This window comes from Kitasatospora sp. MAA4 (assembly GCF_029893355.1).
Taxonomy (GTDB): domain Bacteria; phylum Actinomycetota; class Actinomycetes; order Streptomycetales; family Streptomycetaceae; genus Kitasatospora.
Map to the genome: position 1 here is coordinate 436,331 of NZ_JARZAI010000001.1, position 18,452 is coordinate 454,782.

Consider the following 18,452-nt stretch of genomic DNA (forward strand, 5'->3'; position numbering starts at 1 on the left):
GGTGGCCCGGTGGTGGTGGGTGAGCTGGGGGAGGTGATTCGTACCGCGGGGTTGACCAAGGTGTATCCGAAGGCGGATGCGCCGGCCGTGGACGGGTTGGATCTGGGGGTGCGGCAGGGGGAGTTGTTCGGGCTGCTGGGGCCGAACGGGGCGGGGAAGACGACGACCGTCGGGATGCTCACCACGCGGGTGGTGCCGACGGCGGGGGCGGCCTGGATCGGGGGGATCGACGTCGTGGCGCGGCCGACGTTGGTGAAGCAGGTGATCGCGGTGGTGTCGCAGCAGAACACCTTGGACCGCTCGCTCACGGTGCGGGAGAACCTGTACTTCCACGGGCTGCTGTTCGGCGTGCCGGCCCGGCAGGCGCGGCGGACGGCCGATGAGCTGCTGGAGCGGTTCCACCTGGCGAAGTGGGCGGATGCGTCGGTCTTCGCGCTGTCGGGCGGGATGGCGCAGCGGCTGATGGTGGCGCGGGCGATCTACCACCGTCCGGCCGTGCTGTTCCTGGACGAGCCGACGGCGGGGCTCGATCCGCAGAGCCGGCTGGCGCTCTGGGAGATACTCGGTGAGTTGATCGCCGACGGGCAGACCATCCTGCTCACCACACACAACATGGAGGAGGCCGACCAGCTCTGCGACCGGGTGGCGATCCTGGACCACGGCCGGGTGCTGGCCCTGGACACCCCGGCCGCGCTGAAGCAGGGAGTGGGTGCCGACACGGTCGTCAGCGTGCAGGCGGACGGGGATCCGGCGGCGCTGGCCGAGCTGCTGACGCGCGAGATCACCGGGGTCACGCAGAGCAGGTTGACCGGTGCAGGCGTGGAACTGCAGGTCAAGGGCGGTGGCGCGAACCGCCTGCTGCCCCGGGTGCTGAGCGCCGCCGAGGCGGGGGGCTTCGCGGTGGCCGATCTGTCGGTCGCCGAGGCCACCCTGGAGACGGTGTTCATCAGCCTGACGGGAAAGGAGCTCAGGGACTGATGTCCAGTGCTGCCATTACCGCGCGGCCGACCCGGTCGGTCTTCGCCGCGAGCCGCTCCGCGCTCGGGGCGCTGGTCAAGCGCGACCTGCTGGTGCTGCGCAAGCACGCCGGGGAGTTCGCCGCCCGGACGATCATGCAGCCGCTGCTGCTGGTCTTCGTCTTCCTCTACGTGTTCCCGTCGATCGGGCAGGGGGTCGGCGGTGGCGGCGGCAAGGCCGGCGAGTCGGACTTCGCGACCGTGCTGGTGCCGGGGGTGGTGGCGATCACCATCATGTTCCAGGGCATCCAGTCGGTGGCGATCCAGCTCTCCCAGGAGTTCGGCTACACCCGCGAGATCGAGGACCGGGTGCAGGCGCCCTGCCCGCTCTGGCTGGTGGCGGTGGCGCGGGTGCTCTCGGGGGCGGCGCAGGGGATGATCTCGGCGATCCTGGTCTTCCCGATCGCGGCCGTGGTGCACGCGCCGGGGGTGGAGGCGCACCTGTCGGTGCACTGGTGGGTGGTGGTCACGCTGATCCCGTTGGCGTGCCTGGCGATGACCTCGCTGGGGCTGGTGCTCGGCACGACGTTCGAGCCGCGCAACATCGGCCTGATGTTCGGCTTCGTCGTGCTGCCGCTGGTCTTCCTCGGCGGTACGTACTACCAGTGGACGAAGCTGTCGGCGATCCAGGTCGGCGGCTTCCCGTGGTTGCAGACGCTGGTGCTGGTCAACCCGTTGATCTACATCGCGGAGGGGATGCGGGCCGGGCTCACCGAGGCGTCGCACATGCACCTGTACGTGGTCTATCCGGTGCTGATCGGGTTCTGCGTGCTGTTCCTGAGCCTGGGGCTGCGCAACTTCCGCCGCCGGGTGCTGTCGTAGGAACAGCAGCCGACGGCGGAAGGGAGGCGACTACTGGGCGCCGAAGCGCTCGCGCCAGGCGGCCAGGTCCTCGTCCGTGATCTTCGCGAAGAGCACCGGCGGGACGGTGAACGGGGTGCCGGCGGCGACGAAGTCCAGCGCGGCGGCCTGCTCGCCGCTCACCCACGCGGGCTCGTCCGTCACGGCGGGCGCGAAGACGGCCCGCATGGTGGCGCTGGTGGCCGGGATGAACGGCGCCGAGACGGTCCCGTAGAGGTGGATCAGGTTCATCGCGGTGCGCAGCGTCAGCGCGGCGGCGGCCTCGTCGGTCTTGATCTCCATCCAGGGGGCCTTGGTCTCCAGGTAGGAGTTGCCCGCGCTCCACAGCGCCCGCAGGGCCTGCGCGGCCTTGCGGAACTGGAGGGCATCCAGGTGGTCCTGGTACTCGGCGAGCAGGCCGGCGATCTCCTCGCCGAGCCGCTGCTCTGCCTCGCCCGCCGGGCTGCCGGCCGGGACGGTCTCGCCGAACCGCTTGGTGCTGAACGTCAGCACCCGGTTGACGAAGTTGCCCAGCGTGTCAGCCAGGTCCTTGTTGACGGTGGTGGAGAAGATCTCCCAGCTGAAGCTGGTGTCGTCGGACTCCGGCGCGTTCGCCATCAGGAAGTAGCGCCAGTAGTCGGCGGGCAGCAGCTCCAGCGCGGCGTTGGTGAAGATGCCGTGCTGCTGGCTGGTGGAGAACTTGCCGCCGTAGTAGTTCAGCCAGTTGAAGGCCTTGACGAAGTCGACCTTCTTCCACGGCGCGCGGGTCCCGATGATGGTGGCCGGGAACATCACGGTGTGGAACGGGACGTTGTCCTTGGCCATGAACTCGGTGTAGCGGACGTCGTCCGCCTGGTACCACCAGGACTTCCAGTCGCGGTTGGCCGGGTCCTGGTCGGACCACTCCTTCGTCGCGCCGATGTACTCGATCGGGGCGTCGAACCAGACGTAGAAGACCTTGCCCTCGGCGGCGAGCTCCGGCCAGACGTCGGCCGGGACGGGCACGCCCCAGTCGAGGTCGCGGGTGATCGCCCGGTCGTTCAGGCCCTCGGTCAGCCACTTGCGGGCGATCGAGGAGGCCAGGGTCGGCCAGTCGTTGCCGTGCTCGTCGATCCACGCCTCGACCTCGCCGGCCAGCTTGGACTGCAGCAGGAAGAGGTGGGTGGTCTCGCGGACCTCCAGCTCGGTGCTGCCGCTGATCGCCGAGTGCGCGTCGATCAGGTCGGTCGGGTCCAGCAGGCGGGTGCAGTTCTCGCACTGGTCGCCGCGGGCCTTGTCGTAGCCGCAGTGCGGGCAGGTCCCCTCGATGTAGCGGTCCGGCAGGAACCGGCCGTCGGCCACCGAGTAGACCTGGCGGATCGAGCGCTCCTCGATGAACCCGTTGGCCTTCAGCTCGCGGGCGAACTCCTGGGTGATCTCGCGGTTCTGCTGCGAGGAGCTGCGCCCGAAGTAGTCGAAGGAGAGCTGGAAGCCGTCGTAGATCGCCTTCTGCGCGAGGTGCTGCTGCGCGCAGAACTCGTCCACCGGAAGGCCGGCGGCCTTGGCGGCCAGCTCGGCCGGGGTGCCGTGCTCGTCGGTGGCGCAGATGTACAGCACGTCGTGGCCGCGCTGGCGCAGGTAGCGGGAGTAGACGTCCGCCGGGAGCATGGACCCCACCATGTTCCCCAGGTGCTTGATCCCGTTGATGTAGGGAAGCGCGCTGGTGATCAGGTGTCGAGCCATCCTGGGAAGCTCCCATTCATGTAGGTGGCGCCGGGCTCCGGAGAGTGCGCGCCGCTGGTCGGCGACGGTCGCCGGGGTGATTGCGTCCGGCCGGTGGGGCGCCGTGAACCCGGAGGTTGCATGACGTCACTGGCCATGGTCATTCTATCGGCCCTGGCGGGGCGGGCCGTACCGGGATTATCGGCGGCGGACGGCCGCCGGCCACGCACCCGGTCGGCCGTCGTGGGACCCTCGACCCAGTACGAGAGGCAGGAGCCCCTGTGACCAGTAGCCGGACCTGGACCACCCGCCCCGAGGCGCCCGGGGACGCCGCCGCGATCCACGCGATCAACGCGGCGGCCTTCCCCACCGCCGCCGAGGCCGACCTGGTCGACGCCCTGCGGGCCGACCGCGACGCCTGGATCCCCGGCCTGTCGCTGGTCGCCCAGGCGCCCGACGGCACCCTCGTCGCCCACGCGCTGCTCACCCGCTGCCACGTCGCCGGCCGTCCCGCCCTCGCCCTCGCTCCCTGCGCCGTGCTGCCCGAGTACCAGGGGCAGGGCGCCGGGAGCGCGGCCGTCACTGCCGCGCTGGACGCCGCGCGGACGGCCGGGGAGAGGTTGGTGCTGGTCCTCGGGCATGCCGACTACTACCCGAGGTTCGGCTTCGTCCCGGCCTCGCGCTGGGGCATCCGGGCGCCGTTCGAGGTGCCGGACGAGGCGATGATGGCCCTCGTCCTGGACGCGGTGGGGCCGGTCCCGTCCGGCGTCATCCAGTACTCGTCGCCCTTCGGCAGCTGAGCGAGGGTCAGATGTAGCCCTCGCGCAGCGCGAAGGCGACGGCGTGCGCACGGTTGCGGAGCTGGAAGCGGGTGGTGATCCCGTGCAGCACGTTCTTGACGGTCCGTTCGGAGTAGCAGAGCCGGCGGGAGATCTCGGAGGTGTCCAGTCCGTCGGCCAGCAGCCGCAGGATCTCGATCTCCCGCGCGGTGGGCTCGGTGGTCGCCCAGCCCGGGCTGTCGTCCGTGCGGCGCTTCATCCGGCCGACCTGGCTGAGCACCCGGCCGAGCAGGTCGGAGGGCAGGTCGCTGTCGCCCTGGGCGGCGGCCCGCACCGCGCGCAGCAGCCGCTCCTGGTCGGCCTCGTGCCGCCAGACGACGGCGTTGACCCCGCTGGAGACCACGTCCATCAGCTGGGCTTCGGAGATCCGGCCGATCACCAGGACCACCCGGCCCGCTCCGCCGCGGGCCAGTCGGCGCAGGCGGGCCAGTGCGGCGTCGTCGAGGTTCTCGGTGATGACGACGGCGACCGCGTTCTCGGGGCCGTGCTCGTCGTCGGCGAGGTAGATGCCGGGGGCGTGGCGCAGTTGGCCCGCCGCGCCGTTTCTGGTGATCGGGTCGTCGGCGTGGATCCGTATCACGGTCGAGGCGGTGCCGACAGTTTGTTCCAGCACGTTGTGCATGGTCATGGGCTCCCATCCGTTGAGGTCGGGGTCGCATCCCGGGCTGCGTTCTCGTCACGGTAGCCGGGGGGCGATCAACGCGGGCTCACCAGGAGATCGGCGCCGGCGGCCCCCGGAGGCGTCCGGCGTTGAGCGGGCGTTGATCGCACCGGTGAACCGTTCGACCGAGAACAGCCCGTGGAAATCGGCGGAGCTGCCGTTATCCTGATCGACCGGGGGTGGGCTGCGGGGAGGCGGGACGGTAGTGGGGGACGTGCGGTTCACAGTGCTCGGTCCGATGGGGGTCGACCGCGACGGAGTCGCCCTGGTCACCGGATCCCCTCAGCAGCAGGCGATGCTCGCCGCCCTGCTGCTGCGCCCCGGGCGCACCGCCGGCATCGCCGAACTGATCGACGCCCTGTGGGGCGAGGAGCCGCCGCAGGCCGCCACCGCCACCATCCGCACCTACGCCTGGCGCTGGCGGCGGATCCTGGAGGAGGACCGGGAGAGGCCGCGGGTGCTGGTCTCGGCCGGGGACGGCTACGAGCTGGTGGTCGCGGACGCCATGATCGACGCGCGGCAGGCCGTGGCGCTGACGGCGCTGGCGGCGCAGCAGCAGGCGGCCGGCGAGTTGGAGGCGGCCGCGGCGCTGCGCGACCGGGCGCTCGGGCTCTGGCGGGGGGAGGCGCTGGCCGGGATCCCCGGACCGTTCGCCGAGCGCCAGCGGGCCGAACTGGGCGAGCTGCGCGCCGACCTGATGGAGGAGCGGCTCGCTCTGGACATCGGCCTCGGCCAGGCGGCCCTGGTGATCCACCAGTTGACCGAGTTCACCGCCGCGCAGCCGCTGCGTGAGCGGCCGTACGCGCTGCTGATGCGGGCGCTGTGCCAGATCGGGCGACGGGCCGACGCGCTGGCGGTCTACCGCGGCGCGCGCAGCCACCTGGTCGCGGAGCTGGGGATCGAGCCGGGGCCGGAGCTGGAGGAGCTGCACCGGCGGATCCTGGCCGGCGATCCCGCCCTCGGGTCAGCGGAGTCGGGCTCGTTGGACGCGGTTGACGCCCTCGTCGCGGTGGACGCACCGGGCGAGCTCAGGGGGATGCTGGGCGAGGAGGTGGAGCCGTCGCATCCCGATCCCGCCACCGCGCCGCAGCCGACTGCCGGCAGCTCCGCCGGTCCCTCCCAACTTCCCCCCGGCGCACCCGACTTCACCGGCCGCGCGGCCCCGGTCGGCGAGCTCTGCGCGGCCCTGACGGCGGCCGGGCGCGAGGCGCTCGCCGTGGTGGCCGTGGCGGGGATGGGCGGCGTGGGCAAGTCCACGCTGGCCCTGCACGTCGCCCACCGGGTCCGCGCCGAGTTCCCCGGCGGCCAGCTCTACGCCGCGCTGCACGGCGGCGACGGCGTCCCGGCCGACCCCGGCGACGTGCTGGCGGGCTTCCTCACCTCGCTCGGCCTCTCGGTGGAGGCGCTGCCGAGCAGCGTGCAGGACAGATCGGCGCTCTTCCGGTCGATGACGGCCGACCGCCGCCTGCTCGTCGTGCTGGACGACGCCCGGGACGCCGCGCAGGTCCGTCCGCTGCTGCCGGGCTCCGCGGACTGCGCGGTGCTGGTCACCAGCCGCCCCCGGCTGGTCGGGCTGCCGGTCGTCCTGCACACCACCCTGGACGTCTTCGACCCGGTGGACGCGCTCGGCCTGCTCGGCCGGGTGATCGGGCCCGACCGGCTGGCCGCCGAGCGGGAGGCCGCGCTCAACCTGGTCGGGAGTTGCGGATTCCTGCCGCTGGCCGTCCGGATCGCGGCCGCCCGGCTCTCCTCCCGGCCGTCCTGGACGGTGCAGACCCTGATGGCCCGGCTGACCGACGAGCAGCGCCGGATCGACGAGCTGCGGATCGGCGAGCTCACCGTCGAGGCCGTCTTCGAGCTGAGCTACCGGCATCTGACGCCCGCCCAGGGGCGGGTGTTCCGGACGCTGTCGGTCTTCGACGGCCCGGACATCGGGCTGAGCGCCGCGGCCGCCGCGCTGGCGGTCGAGGAGCCGGTGGCCGAGGAGCTGCTGGAGGCGCTGGTCGACATCGCCCTGCTGGAGTCGCCGGCCCCCGGCCGCTACCGCTACCACGACCTGCTGCGCTCCTTCGCCCGCCGCCGCGCCCGCAGCGAGCCCGACGAGTCGGCCCAGGCGCTCGGGCGCCTGCTGGAGTTCCTGCTGGCCACCGCCTGCCAGGCGTTCCAACTCGCGATCCCCGGCGACCCGGTCGCCGGGGTGCTCGGCGCGCTCGGGGCGCCGGGCCTCGGGCTGCGCGATCTCGCCGCCGCGCGGGCCTGGGTGGCCGCCGAGTCCGAGGGTGCCGTCGCGCTCGCCGTCCAGGTGGCCGAGCACGCGCTGGCCTCCCCGGGCTGCGCGGCGGGCGGCGCGCCCGCCCTGGAGGCCCGCCGGCTGCGGATGGCCGTCGACCTGCTGATCGCGCTCTGTCCGTTCGAACAGGACGCCTGGTACGGGCGGTTGGCGCCGGCCGCCGACCTGCTGGCTCGCTGCGCGGCACTGCGCGGCGACACCCAGGCCGAGGGACGGGCCCGCTTCCTGGCCGGGACCATCGCCCTGCGGGCCACCCGGCTGGACGAGGCCGAGAAGTCCGAGCGGCGGGCGGCCGAGGCCTGCCGCAGCGCGGGGGACGTGGTGGTGCTGCGCCAGGCGCTGAACGACCTCGGCCTGATCGCCTACCTCCAGCACCGCTACGAGGAGGCGGTCGTCCACTACGACGAGGCGATCATGCTGGCCCGTCAACTGGGCCACCGCTCAGGCGAGATGGCGACCACGGTGAACGCCGCGCTGGCGCTGGTGCGCAGCGGCCACCCGGCCGAGGCGGTGCCCGCCTGCGAGAGCGTCCTGGTGGACCTGCGCCGGATCAACGACCTCGCCGGCACCGCGTACCCCCTCTACGTGCTGGGCCTGGCCCGGCACGGCATGGGCCACTACGACGCCGCCATCGCCTGGTACCGGCAGTGCCTGGCGGTCGCCGTCGAGGCCCTGATGCCGGACCGCGAGGCGCAGGCCCGCACCCGTCTGGCGGACAGCCTGCGGGCCGTCGGACGGCTGCGCGAGGCCCGCGAGCAGGCCGAGCAGGCGCTGTGGATCTGCGAGCAGGCCGGCGCCGCGCGGGACCAGGGGCACGCGCTGGTCGCGCTCGGCCGCGTCCTGGTGGAGCTTGGCAGCCTGGAGCACGCCCGGACCAGCCTGGAGCAGGCGTACGGCCTGTTCGACGGGCTCGGACTGCCGGACGCGGCGGACGTCCGGCAGCTGATCACCGCGCTCGGTCCGGTCCGGCTGCGGTTCTGACGACAGGCGCGGGCCGGGTCAGGGCAGCGTCATCAGGAAGCGCTGGTGCGGCGGGGGCGGTACGACGGCGCCGGTGGAGTTCCAGCTCTCCATCGGGGTGAAGACCGTCCCGACGCCGGAGCGCAGTGGCGACGCCGCGCCGACCGTCCCCAGCAGCGCTGCGGCCAGCGCCGCGACCGCCAGCGCGGTCCGCAGCTGAAGTCCCCGTGCCGTGCCCCGGTCAAGCATCGTCGCCATCCCTCCGCCCACGCCCCAGAGTCCACGGTGCGGGTGGGGGCCGCGACCGATGCCACGACTATGGCAGCCGCCCGATCAACGCCCGATCAACGCCGACCGATCAACGCCTGCGGATCCGGCCGATCAGGCCTGTCGACCGTTGAACCGCGGCGCCGTGGAGCAGACTGGCCCTCACCCCAGCACTGCTGTCCCCGGTTTGAGCGAGGTCACCACGATGGCGTACGGACTGTCACGACGTGAGCTGGAGCCCAGAGTCCGACTGCTCCCGGGCGAGGGCGGCCGCGACCACCTGACCAGCGTGGAGGGCCTGGCCGCGCTGTCGCTGGACGCGCTGAGCTCGGTCGCCTACGGGCCCGAGGCGATCGTGGTCGTCCTGATCGCGGCCGGCACCGGCGCCCTGGGCGCCGCGCTGCCGATCACCCTGGCGATCGCCGGGCTGCTCGCCGTCCTGGTGGTCTCCTACAGCCAGGTGATCGCCGTGCACCCCGACGGCGGCGGCGCCTACGCGGTGGCCAAGAAGGACCTCGGGCCGACGGTCAGCCTGCTGGCGGCGGCGAGCCTGGTGGTGGACTACGTGCTCACCGTCGCCGTCAGCCTCGCGGCCGGCGCCGCCAGCCTGGCCTCCGCCTTCCCCGCACTGAGCGGGCACCTGGTGGCGGTCTGCCTCGGCGGACTGCTGCTGATCAGCGCGGTCAACCTGCGCGGCATCGCCGAGAGCGCCCGGGCGCTGATGCTGCCCACCGTGCTGTTCATCGCGACCGTGCTCGGGATCGTCGTGCTCGGGCTGTTCCGCTCGCACCCGGCGGCGGTGGTCGGGACCGCCCAGACCGTGCCCGTCACCGAGACGCTCGGCCTGCTGCTCGTGCTGAAGGCCTTCGCCGCCGGCTGCTCGGCGCTGACCGGGGTGGAGGCGATTGCCAACGGCGTCCCGGCGTTCCGCACACCGCGGGTGAAGCGGGCGCAGCGCACCGAGTTGATGCTCGGCGCGCTGCTGGGGCTGATGCTGGTGGGTCTGGCGGTGCTGATCCGCCGCGACCACGTCGCGCCGCGCGGCGGGGTGACGGTGCTGGCCCAGCTCGCCGCCGGCGCGTACGGCAGCGGGTGGGCGTACTACGCGACCAATGTGATCGTCGCGCTGGTCCTCGGCCTGGCCGCGAACACCAGCTTCGGCGGACTGCCCGTCCTGATGAGCCTGCTGGCCCGCGACAACCGGCTGCCGCACCTGTTCGGCCTGCGCGCCGAGCGTCCGGTGTACCGGTACGGCGTGCTGGCGCTCGCGCTGCTGTCGGCGGCGCTGCTGGTCGTGGTGCAGGCCGACACCCAGCGGCTGATTCCGCTGTTCGCGATCGGGGTGTTCATCGGCTTCACGATCAGCCAGGTCGGCCTGGTCCGGCACTGGGCGCAGCAGCGGCCCGCCGGCTGGCTGCGCCGGGCCGTGGTCAACGGCGTCGGGGCGGTGCTGACGGCGGTCGCGGCCCTGGTCTTCCTGGCCTCCAAGTTCGTCGAGGGCGCCTGGGTGGTGGTCCTGGCGGTGCCGCTGCTGATGCTGCTCTTCACGCGGGTCCAGCACTACTACGACGCGGTCGGCGCCGAGCTCGGGATCGGCCTGATCCCGGCTCGGCCGATCCGGCGGGAGCACGGCGGCGGCCTGGTGATCGTGCCGATCGGCGAGGTCAACAAGCTGACCTCGTACGCGCTGACCGCCGCGCTGGCGCTGGGCAGCGAGGTGGTCGCGGTCGCTGTGCACAGCAACCCGCAGACCGTGCGCGAGCTGACCGCACGGTGGGAGGAGTGGGACCCGGGCGTGCGCCTGGAGGTCATCGACAGCCCGCACCGCTCGCTGGTGCAGCCGGTGGTCGACTACGTCCGGCGCACGGCCGAGGACGGGCGGCAGATCGCGGTGCTGATCCCCGAGGTCGAGCCGCGGCACCGCCGCTACCGGATCCTGCAGAACCAGCGCGGCATCCTGCTCGCCACCGTGCTGCGGGCCCGGACGGACGTGGTGGTCTGCATGCTGCCGTACCGCCTGCCGCTCTGAGAGCTGCCGGCTCTGTCAGCTCTGTCAGCGCGCGAGGGTCGGCTCCACTGCGGCGTACCGAACCTCGGACAGCGGGCGCGGGGCGGCGGCGGCGAACGGCGGGTCGACGGTCAGCCGGTTGACGCCCAGCGGCTCGGCGAGCGCGCGCAGCGCGGGTTCGGCGAGCAGGATCCAGGCCTGAGTCGGGCCGAGGGTGGCGATCAGCCGCGCCTCGGAGCTGAAGGCGACGGCCGTGCGGTCGCCCAGCGGTGTGCGGAACATGCGGACCGTGTGGCCCAGCGGCCCCGACCGTACGGGCACGAGCAGCTGCTCGTCCCGTCCGGCCGGGACGCGTTCGGAGGGCTCCGAGTTCATGGGATCACTCCGTAGGTCGGCCTGTGGGTACTCGGTGCGGGTACACAGCGACGGTATGCCCGCGCCGACCGCGCTGCCGCCCGGTCCTGACACGTTCTTGATCCCGAGGCCGGATGTTCATACACGGCGTTGACAGCGCCGCGGCCCGTGGTCGCGGGGCGGCACCACCGTCGGCCGCTACGAACCGCGCCACCCGCGAGCCACCGATCTGTGACAACACCGACCTGTGACGACAGCGACCTGTGACAACGACCGTGCGGTGATCACCTGGTGGTCACATCGGCGGCCCGTGGCCGGATTTTCCTAAGGTGTCGTCATGACCCGTGCACCGATACCCTCGCCTGCCGCGCGTGCGGCGTCTGTCGGCCCGTCTCCCGTCCGCGAGATCCTGGCCCTGACGGCGCGTCCGGAGGTGATCTCGTTCGCCGGCGGACTGCCCGCGCCCGAACTCTTCGACGTGGCGGGCATCCGGGCCGCCTACGACCGGGTACTCGCGGAGGTGCCCGAGCGGGCGTTGCAGTACTCGACAACCGAGGGGGACGGCGACCTCCGGCGCGAGATCGCGGCCCGGCTCAGCGGGCGGGGGCTCGCCACCGGCCCCGACGACCTGGTCGTCACCACCGGTTCCCAGCAGGCCCTGACGCTGATCGCGAGCGCGCTGCTGGAGCCGGGCGACGTCGTGCTGGTGGAGGACCCGGGCTACCTGGCCGCCCTGCAGTGCTTCGCCTTCGCGGGCGCCCGCGTGGTGCCGGTCCCCACCGACGAGGGCGGGCTGATCCCCGAGGCGCTGGACGAGCTGGTGGCCCGGGAGCGCCCGAAGCTGCTCTACCTGGTGCCGACCTTCCAGAACCCGACCGGCCGCACCCTGTCGACCCGGCGCCGCCAGGCGGTGGCCGAGGCCGCCGAGCGGCACGGGTTCTGGATCGTCGAGGACGATCCGTACGGCGACCTGCGCTACGACGGCGAGCCGCAGCCGTGGATCGCGTCGCTGCCGGCGGCGGCCGACCGCACGGTGCTGCTCGGCTCCTTCTCCAAGATCATGGCGCCGGGACTGCGCCTGGGCTTCCTGCGCGCACCGCGGACCCTGCGGCGGGCCTGTGTGATCGTCAAGCAGTCGGCCGATCTGCACACCTCGACCATCGACCAGGCCGCGGCGGCCCGTTACCTGCGGGACTGCGACCTCGACGGGCACGTCGAGCTGATCCGCGCGGCCTACCGCGAGCGCCGGGACGCCCTGGTGGACGGTCTGCCGGCGGCCCTGCCCGCGGGCAGCCGATGGAACCGGCCGGAGGGCGGCATGTTCGTCTGGGTGCAGCTGCCGGACGGGCTGGACGCGACCGCGCTGCTGCCCTCCGCGGTCGAGCACGACGTCGCGTACGTCCCGGGCGCCCCCTTCTACGCGGGCGAGCCGAACCGGGCCACGCTGCGGATGTCCTTCGTCACCCACCCGCCGGAAGAGATCCGGGAGGGCTTGCGGCGACTGGCCGCGGCCCTGTCGGTGCAGGCCGCGGTGGCGGTGGCGGGTTAGCGCGGCTCGGGGCCGGGCGGGAAATCCTCCCGTTCCGGCCTCCGGCCTGCTACAGTCGTGTTAGTTGCAGTTGTGGTTCCCATGAACTTTGTGTGCGCCTGCTGGTTTGTGACCGCCAGGCGCCTTTTTGTTTTCCCGGCTCTTCCCCGGATGGATCCCATCGCGGCGACGCGGAGTACGCACTGTGCGGATTCCGGTCACCCTTGAAGGAGATATTTAATGGCTAATGGCACCGTGAAGTGGTTCAACGCGGAAAAGGGCTTCGGCTTCATCGAGCAGGACGGTGGCGGCGCTGACGTGTTCGCCCACTACTCGAACATCGCCGCCCAGGGCTTCCGTGAGCTGCTCGAGGGCCAGAAGGTCGAGTTCGACGTCACGCAGGGCCAGAAGGGCCCGCAGGCCGAGAACATTCGTCCGCTCTAATTTTTTCTCTGCACAGGCACCCGCCGCGCAGCAGGGGCCCGCACCGCGCGAATGCACGGAGCGGGCCCTCGGCATTTTCGGCGTTTTCGCCGTATACAGCGCGGGACGCGCAGCTCCACGCCGCGTCCGCGCCGCTCCACGCTGCGCCCTGTAAGCGCCCCGTCGTGGCATTCACACTGGCTCGTTCTTGCGATCTCCGTACGGCCCTGCGCCGCGGAGTCTTCCCACAGACGTGCCATCTGAGGAAGGTTTTCGCATGACTCGTCCCACTGGTTCCTCCTACCGGCGCTCCGAATCCCGTTCCGGTTCCGGCTCCCGCAGTGAGTTCGGCTCCCGCTCCGGCGGTGGCTCGGGCGGTTACGGCGGCGGCTCGGGCGGCTACGGCTCCCGTTCCGGCGGCAGCTCGGGCGGTTACGGCGGCGGTGGCTCGCGCCGCGCCTCCGGCCCGCCGAGCCGTCAGTCCCGCGCCCCGCAGGGCGAGTTCGCCATGCCGGTGAGCACCACCCCCGCGCTGCCCGCCGTCGAGGCCTTCGACGAGCTGGACATGCCGAACGCGCTGCTCTCGACGCTGGTCCGACAGGGCGTCACCTCGCCGTTCCCGATCCAGGCCGCCACCCTGCCGAACGCGTTGGCCGGCCGTGACGTGCTCGGCCGCGGTCGCACCGGCTCCGGCAAGACCATCGCCTTCGGCCTCGCCGTGCTGGCCCGCACGGCCGGCAGCCGGGCCGAGCCGCGCCAGCCGCTGGCCCTCGTCCTGGTGCCCACCCGCGAGCTCGCCCAGCAGGTCACCGAGGCACTCACCCCCTACGCCCACTCGGTGCGACTGCGGATGGCCACGGTGGTCGGCGGCATGCCGATCAGCCGCCAGGCGCAGGCGCTGAGCCGCGGCGCGGAGGTCGTGGTGGCCACCCCCGGCCGCCTCAAGGACCTGATCGAGCGCGGCGACTGCCGACTGGACGAGGTCTGCATCACGGTGCTGGACGAGGCCGACCAGATGGCCGACATGGGCTTCCTGCCGCAGGTCACCGAGCTGCTGCGGCAGGTCGCGCCGGACTGCCAGACGATGCTCTTCTCGGCCACCCTGGACCGCAATGTCGACCAGTTGGTGCGCCGGTTCCTCAAGGACCCGGTCACGCACTCGGTGGACCCGTCGGCGGCCACGGTCAGCACGATGGAGCACCACCTGCTGCACGTGCAGGGGCACGACAAGAACGCCGCCATCGCGCACATCGCCTCCCGCGAGGGCGGCGTGATCATGTTCACCGACACCAAGCACGGTGCCGACCGCCTGGTCCTGGACCTGCTCGCCAGCGGCGTCAAGGCGGCCGCGCTGCACGGCGGCAAGTCCCAGCCGCAGCGCACCCGCACCCTGGAGCAGTTCCGCAACGGCCAGGTCACCGCGCTGATCGCCACCAACGTCGCGGCCCGCGGCATCCACATCGACGGGCTCGACCTGGTCGTCAACATCGACCCGCCGAGCGACCACAAGGACTACCTGCACCGCGGCGGGCGCACCGCCCGGGCCGGCGAGTCGGGCACCGTGGTCACCCTGGTGCTGCCCAACCAGCGCCGCGGGATGGCCCGGATGATGGCCACCGCCGGCATCACCCCGCAGTCCACCCAGGTCCGCGCCGGCGACGAGGAGCTGGCCCGGATCACCGGCGCCTGCGTGCCGACCGGCGTGCCCGTCGTCGTCGCCGACCCGGTGGTCGAGCGCCCCCGCCGCGGCGCCTCCTCCTCCGGCCGCAACCGCCGCAGCCGCCCGGCCTACGCGGGCCGCGGCCAGAGCGCCGGTTCCTCGGGCGGCTCGGGCAGCGGCTCGGGCTCCTCGCGCGGCTCGTCCGCCGGCTCGCGCAGCGGTGCGCCGCGCCGCAGCAGCAGCGCCGCGCTGTAGGACTCGAACACCCGGACCCCGTTCGACCCGCCGTACCTCCCGCTCGCCCGCTAACCGGGCGGGCGGGACCAGTACGCCGGGTCGGGCGGGGTCCGTCGTCGTAGGTCCGCCCGGACCTCGCGGGCCAGCCGGTGGGTGTCCCGGCGGTTGAGGCTCGCGCCGAAGGCCGCGCCGACCAGGAACGGGACCAGCACCGGCAGCGAGCGCACCGAGCGGCGCGCGAGCCGCCTGCGGACCTGCCGCCGCAGCTGCGAGCCCGCCCCCATCGCGACGATGCCGGCCGGCCGCACCAGGCTCATCCCGTCGATGCCGCGCCGGTTCGCCCAGGCCCCGATGTACGCGGCGGACCGCTGGGCGGTGCTGCCGGCCGCGCGCATCCCGTAGACCTCGTGCAGTTCGGCGATCAGCTTGATCTCCACGGCGGCCACCGCCAGCGTCTCGGTGGCGATCTCGACGGCCAGCGCAGGCGGCGTCGGCACCATCGCGGCGGCCCCGATGCCCGCGCCGACCGCCCCGGAGGCCCGGCAGGCACCGGCCACCAGGCGGTCGGCGAGCGTCTCGGGGTCCAGCGCGTTCGGATGCTGGGCCCGCAGGGTCGCCAGGTCCCGTACGGGGATCCGGGGCGCGGTCGCCAGCAGCCGGTCGGTCAGCCCGCGCATGAATGCCATGCCCTCCGGCTACCCGCTGTCCGCCCGTCGCAGACTGCCGGCGGCCGGGCCGTTCAGATCCGTCCGGCGCTGGGCAGGATCCACCAGCGGCCGTGTGTACACCCCACGACGACAGCACAACGGAAGGGACCTCGATGCCGGAACTCTTGGTGGAGCTCAACCAGGCGCGGATCGACGGCGAGGACATGGCCGTCGTGCTCGACCTGCTCGGCGACCTCGCCACCGAGGTGGAGCCCGCCCAGCAGCGCACCGAGCAGCACGGCGACGGCTGGGTGCTGTACATCCACTGGATGTCCGACGCGCCGGTGCCGGCGGCGCTGGCGGCGGGGCTGCCGCTGGCGGCGGTCCGGATCCGCGACTACTTCACCGGCCGGGGCAAGGTCCCGCCGTCCCGGATCGACCTGCTGGACTCGGACCGGGCGCCGCTGATGCGGATCTCTCCCTGAGAGCCCGCGGATCAGCGGGGCGCGGGTGGCACGGTGACCTCCAGCCAGACGGACTTGCCGCTGCGGTCCTCGTGCACCGTCACTCCCCACCGCTGCGACAGCCGCGCCACCGTGAGCAGCCCGTGCCCGCCCGGGCGGCCGGGGCGGTGCGGCGTACGGGGCTGCGGCGGCACCGGGCTGGCGTCGGCCACCTCCACCCGGACGGCGCCCGCCGTCCCGTGCAGCAGCAGCTGCCGGGGCCCGCCGGCGTGCAGGCAGGCGTTGGTCACCAGTTCGCCGACGAGCAGCAGCACGTCGTCGGCCGCCGCCTGCCGTTCCTCGTCCTCGGCCGGCAGCCAGTTCCAGTCCTGCAGGGCCTGCCGGGCGAAGTCCCGGCACCGGCCGACCGAGCCCCGGGCGCCGTACAGCGCGAGCCGGCGGACCTGGCCGCCCCGGGGCAGTCCCGCGGGTGCGGGGTGCGGGGCCGGCAGCTCGGCCCGGCTGGTGTTCATCTGCCCTCGTCCGCCCTCGTCCGTCCTCGTCCGCCCTCGTTCGGAGTGCCGCGATACTCCTACGACTGCCCGCCGCCCCGGCCTTCAACCGTGCTCCGAGCAGGCGGTTCCGCGCTGACCTCGATCGCCGCGCACCGGTGGGCGTACGGTGGGCAGACGAGCAACGTCCCAGTCGTCGAAGGCCACAAGCCGACCGTGGAGGGGACACCACTCATGGCAGCCCAGAACGTCAGGCATCCGACCGTCGCACCCCCGGCGCAGCCGGTCGCCGCGTCGCCCACCGGCGTGGCGTGGCCGGCTGAGCTGCCGGACCTACCCGACCTGCCCGACCTCCCGCCGCTGTCGGCGGCGGAGGGCGTCAGCACCAGCGACGCGCGGGCGATGTCCAAGGTGCTCTTCCGGCGGCTCGCGGAGCTTGAGGAGGGCACTCATGAGCGCGCCTATGTGCGCAACACCCTGGTCGAGCTGAACATGGCGCTGGTGCGGTTCGCCGCCGCCCGGTTCCGTGCCAATCCGGAGCCGATGGAGGACATCGTCCAGGTCGGCACGATCGGGCTGATCAAGGCGATCGACCGCTTCGAGGTGGAGCGCGGCCTGGAGTTCACCACCTTCGCGGTGCCGACCATCAGCGGCGAGATCAAGCGCTTCTTCCGCGACACCACCTGGGCGGTGCACGTCCCGCGCCGGCTGAAGGATCTGCGCGTCGAGCTGGCCAGGGCCACCGACGCCTTCGCCGCCGAGTTCGACCGCGCCCCGACGCCCCGCGAACTCGCCACCCGCCTGGAGCTGAGCGTCGAGGAGGTCACCGAGGCGCTGACGGCGGCCAACGGCTACCACTGCTCCTCCACGGACGCCCAGAACGACCCGGAGGACGGCGAGGGGGCGCTCGCGGCCCGCACCGGCATGGTCGAGCACGGCTTCGAGGCCGTCGAGAACCTGCAAGCCCTCAAGCCGCTGATCGCCGCCCTGCCCGAGCGCGAGCAGCGGATCCTGTCGATGCGCTTCGGCGAGGAGCTCACCCAGTCCCAGATCGGCGCACAGCTCGGGCTCTCCCAGATGCACGTCTCGCGGCTGCTCTCGCGCACCCTCGCCGAACTGCGCGCCGGGCTGCTCGCTGAGGAATGACATTGTTTGATATGTGTCAGTTGATATGTGTCAGCTCAGCCGGGCGCCGCGCAGCAGCAGAAGCCCGAGGTCGAGGGCGGCCAGCGCGAGGGTGGCGAGGAAGGGCAGCCGTCCGGTCGGGACCAGCACGACGGCCGGCGCCAGCGCCCCCGTGACCGCCAGCGCCGCCCAGCCCGCTGCCCCGACCGGTCCCGGCGGCCCGAGCACCAGCACGGCCGAGGCCGCCAGCAGCGGGACGGCGGCCAGCACCCGGGCCCGGCCGGGCCCCAGCCGCTGAGGCAGCCCGCGCACCCCGGTGCCGAGGTCGTCGGCGATGTCCGGCAGCACGTTGGCGGCGTGCGCGCCGGTCCCCAGCAGCGCCCCGGCGGCCAGCGCCCAGGCCGCAGGCCAGGGCCGCCCGGGCAGCCCCAGGGTGACGAAGGCGGGCAGCAGCCCGAAGGCGAGGGCGTACGGCAGCCAGGAGAGCACCGTTCGCTTGACGCCCAGGTTGTACGCCCAGGCCGCGGCCACCCCCGCCAGGTGGGCGCCGCCCGCGAGCAGCCCGTTCGCCAGCGAGAGCGGCACGCAGAGCGCCAGCGCGCCGCCCGCCGCCAGGGCCACCGCGCGCGGGCGGGCGGCGCCGGTCACCAGCGGTTTGTCCGTCCGTCCGGTGGCCAGGTCGCGCCCGAGGTCGACCCGGTCGTTGCACCAGCCGACCGACAGCTGCCCGGTCAGCACGCTCAGCGCCACCAGCAGGCTGCCCGCCGCACCGCGCCCGCCTGCCGCGGCCAGCGCGGTCGCCACAGCGGTGACCGCGAAGGACGGCGCCGGGTGCGCGGCCGCCAGCAGCCCACTCGCCGGCCGGCCTCTCAGTTGCGCTTCGAAGCTGTGCACCCGACGATCCTAGGGCGCGTGAAATGCCGTACGCGCCCTCATTCCTG

The 18,452-nt window shown here is 73.2% G+C and carries 17 protein-coding genes; 10 read left to right on the top strand and 7 right to left on the bottom strand.

The window, feature by feature from the left end; translation table 11 throughout:
* The first annotated feature begins 15 nt into the window (after nucleotides 1-15).
* Together P3T37_RS01980 and P3T37_RS01985 are read left to right on the top strand one after the other, a co-directional pair.
* The gene (locus tag P3T37_RS01980) at nucleotides 16-978 is read left to right on the top strand and encodes an ATP-binding cassette domain-containing protein (RefSeq protein WP_280721598.1); all 963 of its coding nucleotides are present in this window, start codon (nucleotides 16-18) and stop codon (nucleotides 976-978) included.
* On the top strand, nucleotides 978-1,838 hold the full coding sequence (locus P3T37_RS01985) for an ABC transporter permease (RefSeq protein ID WP_280721599.1): 861 nt from the start codon (nucleotides 978-980) through the stop codon (nucleotides 1,836-1,838). Before P3T37_RS01980 ends, P3T37_RS01985 begins: the two co-directional genes overlap by 1 nt.
* A 30-nt stretch (nucleotides 1,839-1,868) precedes the next feature.
* Here the strand turns inward: P3T37_RS01985 and metG are convergent, their stop codons facing one another.
* Nucleotides 1,869-3,578, bottom strand: coding sequence for a methionine--tRNA ligase (gene metG, locus P3T37_RS01990; protein ID WP_280721600.1), 1,710 nt, complete (start codon nucleotides 3,576-3,578; stop codon nucleotides 1,869-1,871).
* 260 nt (nucleotides 3,579-3,838) lie between these two features.
* On the opposite strand from metG, the gene P3T37_RS01995 reads away from it, so the two are divergent.
* The gene (locus tag P3T37_RS01995; protein WP_280721601.1) at nucleotides 3,839-4,357 is read left to right on the top strand and encodes an N-acetyltransferase; all 519 of its coding nucleotides are present in this window, start codon (nucleotides 3,839-3,841) and stop codon (nucleotides 4,355-4,357) included.
* A gap of 7 nt (nucleotides 4,358-4,364) precedes the next feature.
* On the opposite strand, the gene P3T37_RS02000 is transcribed toward P3T37_RS01995, so the two are convergent.
* A complete protein-coding gene (locus P3T37_RS02000; protein ID WP_280721602.1) occupies nucleotides 4,365-5,024 on the bottom strand; it encodes a response regulator transcription factor in 660 nt (219 codons plus the stop codon).
* A 271-nt stretch (nucleotides 5,025-5,295) separates the two neighbouring features.
* Here P3T37_RS02000 and P3T37_RS02005 point away from each other — a divergent pair, with 271 nt between their 5' ends.
* The gene (locus P3T37_RS02005; RefSeq protein WP_280721603.1) at nucleotides 5,296-8,328 is read left to right on the top strand and encodes a BTAD domain-containing putative transcriptional regulator; all 3,033 of its coding nucleotides are present in this window, start codon (nucleotides 5,296-5,298) and stop codon (nucleotides 8,326-8,328) included.
* 18 nt (nucleotides 8,329-8,346) lie between these two features.
* On the opposite strand, the gene P3T37_RS02010 is transcribed toward P3T37_RS02005, so the two are convergent.
* Entirely contained in the window at nucleotides 8,347-8,565 is a 219-nt protein-coding gene (locus P3T37_RS02010; protein ID WP_280721604.1) for a hypothetical protein, read from the bottom strand.
* A gap of 196 nt (nucleotides 8,566-8,761) precedes the next feature.
* On the opposite strand from P3T37_RS02010, the gene P3T37_RS02015 reads away from it, so the two are divergent.
* Nucleotides 8,762-10,603, top strand: a complete 1,842-nt coding sequence (locus P3T37_RS02015) for an APC family permease (protein WP_280721605.1) — start codon at nucleotides 8,762-8,764, stop codon at nucleotides 10,601-10,603.
* A gap of 24 nt (nucleotides 10,604-10,627) precedes the next feature.
* On the opposite strand, the gene P3T37_RS02020 is transcribed toward P3T37_RS02015, so the two are convergent.
* Nucleotides 10,628-10,957 carry an SAV_915 family protein gene (locus P3T37_RS02020; protein WP_280721606.1) on the bottom strand — a complete coding sequence of 110 codons (330 nt, stop codon included), beginning with the start codon at nucleotides 10,955-10,957 and terminating at the stop codon, nucleotides 10,628-10,630.
* Nucleotides 10,958-11,273: 316 nt separating this feature from the next.
* Between P3T37_RS02020 and P3T37_RS02025 the strand changes: the two genes are divergently transcribed.
* From P3T37_RS02025 to P3T37_RS02035, 3 genes are all read left to right on the top strand, one after another.
* The gene (locus P3T37_RS02025; RefSeq protein WP_280721607.1) at nucleotides 11,274-12,485 is read left to right on the top strand and encodes a PLP-dependent aminotransferase family protein; all 1,212 of its coding nucleotides are present in this window, start codon (nucleotides 11,274-11,276) and stop codon (nucleotides 12,483-12,485) included.
* A gap of 219 nt (nucleotides 12,486-12,704) precedes the next feature.
* Nucleotides 12,705-12,908 carry a cold-shock protein gene (locus P3T37_RS02030; protein WP_035804653.1) on the top strand — a complete coding sequence of 68 codons (204 nt, stop codon included), beginning with the start codon at nucleotides 12,705-12,707 and terminating at the stop codon, nucleotides 12,906-12,908.
* A gap of 256 nt (nucleotides 12,909-13,164) precedes the next feature.
* Nucleotides 13,165-14,802 carry a DEAD/DEAH box helicase gene (locus P3T37_RS02035; RefSeq protein ID WP_280721608.1) on the top strand — a complete coding sequence of 546 codons (1,638 nt, stop codon included), beginning with the start codon at nucleotides 13,165-13,167 and terminating at the stop codon, nucleotides 14,800-14,802.
* Between the two features lie 50 nt (nucleotides 14,803-14,852).
* Here the strand turns inward: P3T37_RS02035 and P3T37_RS02040 are convergent, their stop codons facing one another.
* Entirely contained in the window at nucleotides 14,853-15,470 is a 618-nt protein-coding gene (locus P3T37_RS02040; RefSeq protein WP_280721609.1) for a hypothetical protein, read from the bottom strand.
* 134 nt (nucleotides 15,471-15,604) lie between these two features.
* On the opposite strand from P3T37_RS02040, the gene P3T37_RS02045 reads away from it, so the two are divergent.
* Nucleotides 15,605-15,916, top strand: coding sequence for a hypothetical protein (locus tag P3T37_RS02045; protein ID WP_280721610.1), 312 nt, complete (start codon nucleotides 15,605-15,607; stop codon nucleotides 15,914-15,916).
* A gap of 11 nt (nucleotides 15,917-15,927) precedes the next feature.
* Here the strand turns inward: P3T37_RS02045 and P3T37_RS02050 are convergent, their stop codons facing one another.
* Nucleotides 15,928-16,407, bottom strand: a complete 480-nt coding sequence (locus P3T37_RS02050) for an ATP-binding protein (protein WP_280721611.1) — start codon at nucleotides 16,405-16,407, stop codon at nucleotides 15,928-15,930.
* Between the two features lie 213 nt (nucleotides 16,408-16,620).
* Here P3T37_RS02050 and P3T37_RS02055 point away from each other — a divergent pair, with 213 nt between their 5' ends.
* Nucleotides 16,621-17,532: a SigB/SigF/SigG family RNA polymerase sigma factor gene (locus tag P3T37_RS02055; protein WP_280721612.1), complete on the top strand. Its 912-nt coding sequence runs from the start codon at nucleotides 16,621-16,623 to the stop codon at nucleotides 17,530-17,532.
* Nucleotides 17,533-17,562: 30 nt separating this feature from the next.
* Here P3T37_RS02055 and P3T37_RS02060 read toward each other — a convergent pair whose 3' ends face one another.
* Nucleotides 17,563-18,405 carry a UbiA family prenyltransferase gene (locus P3T37_RS02060; protein ID WP_280721613.1) on the bottom strand — a complete coding sequence of 281 codons (843 nt, stop codon included), beginning with the start codon at nucleotides 18,403-18,405 and terminating at the stop codon, nucleotides 17,563-17,565.
* Nucleotides 18,406-18,452: the final 47 nt, after the last annotated feature.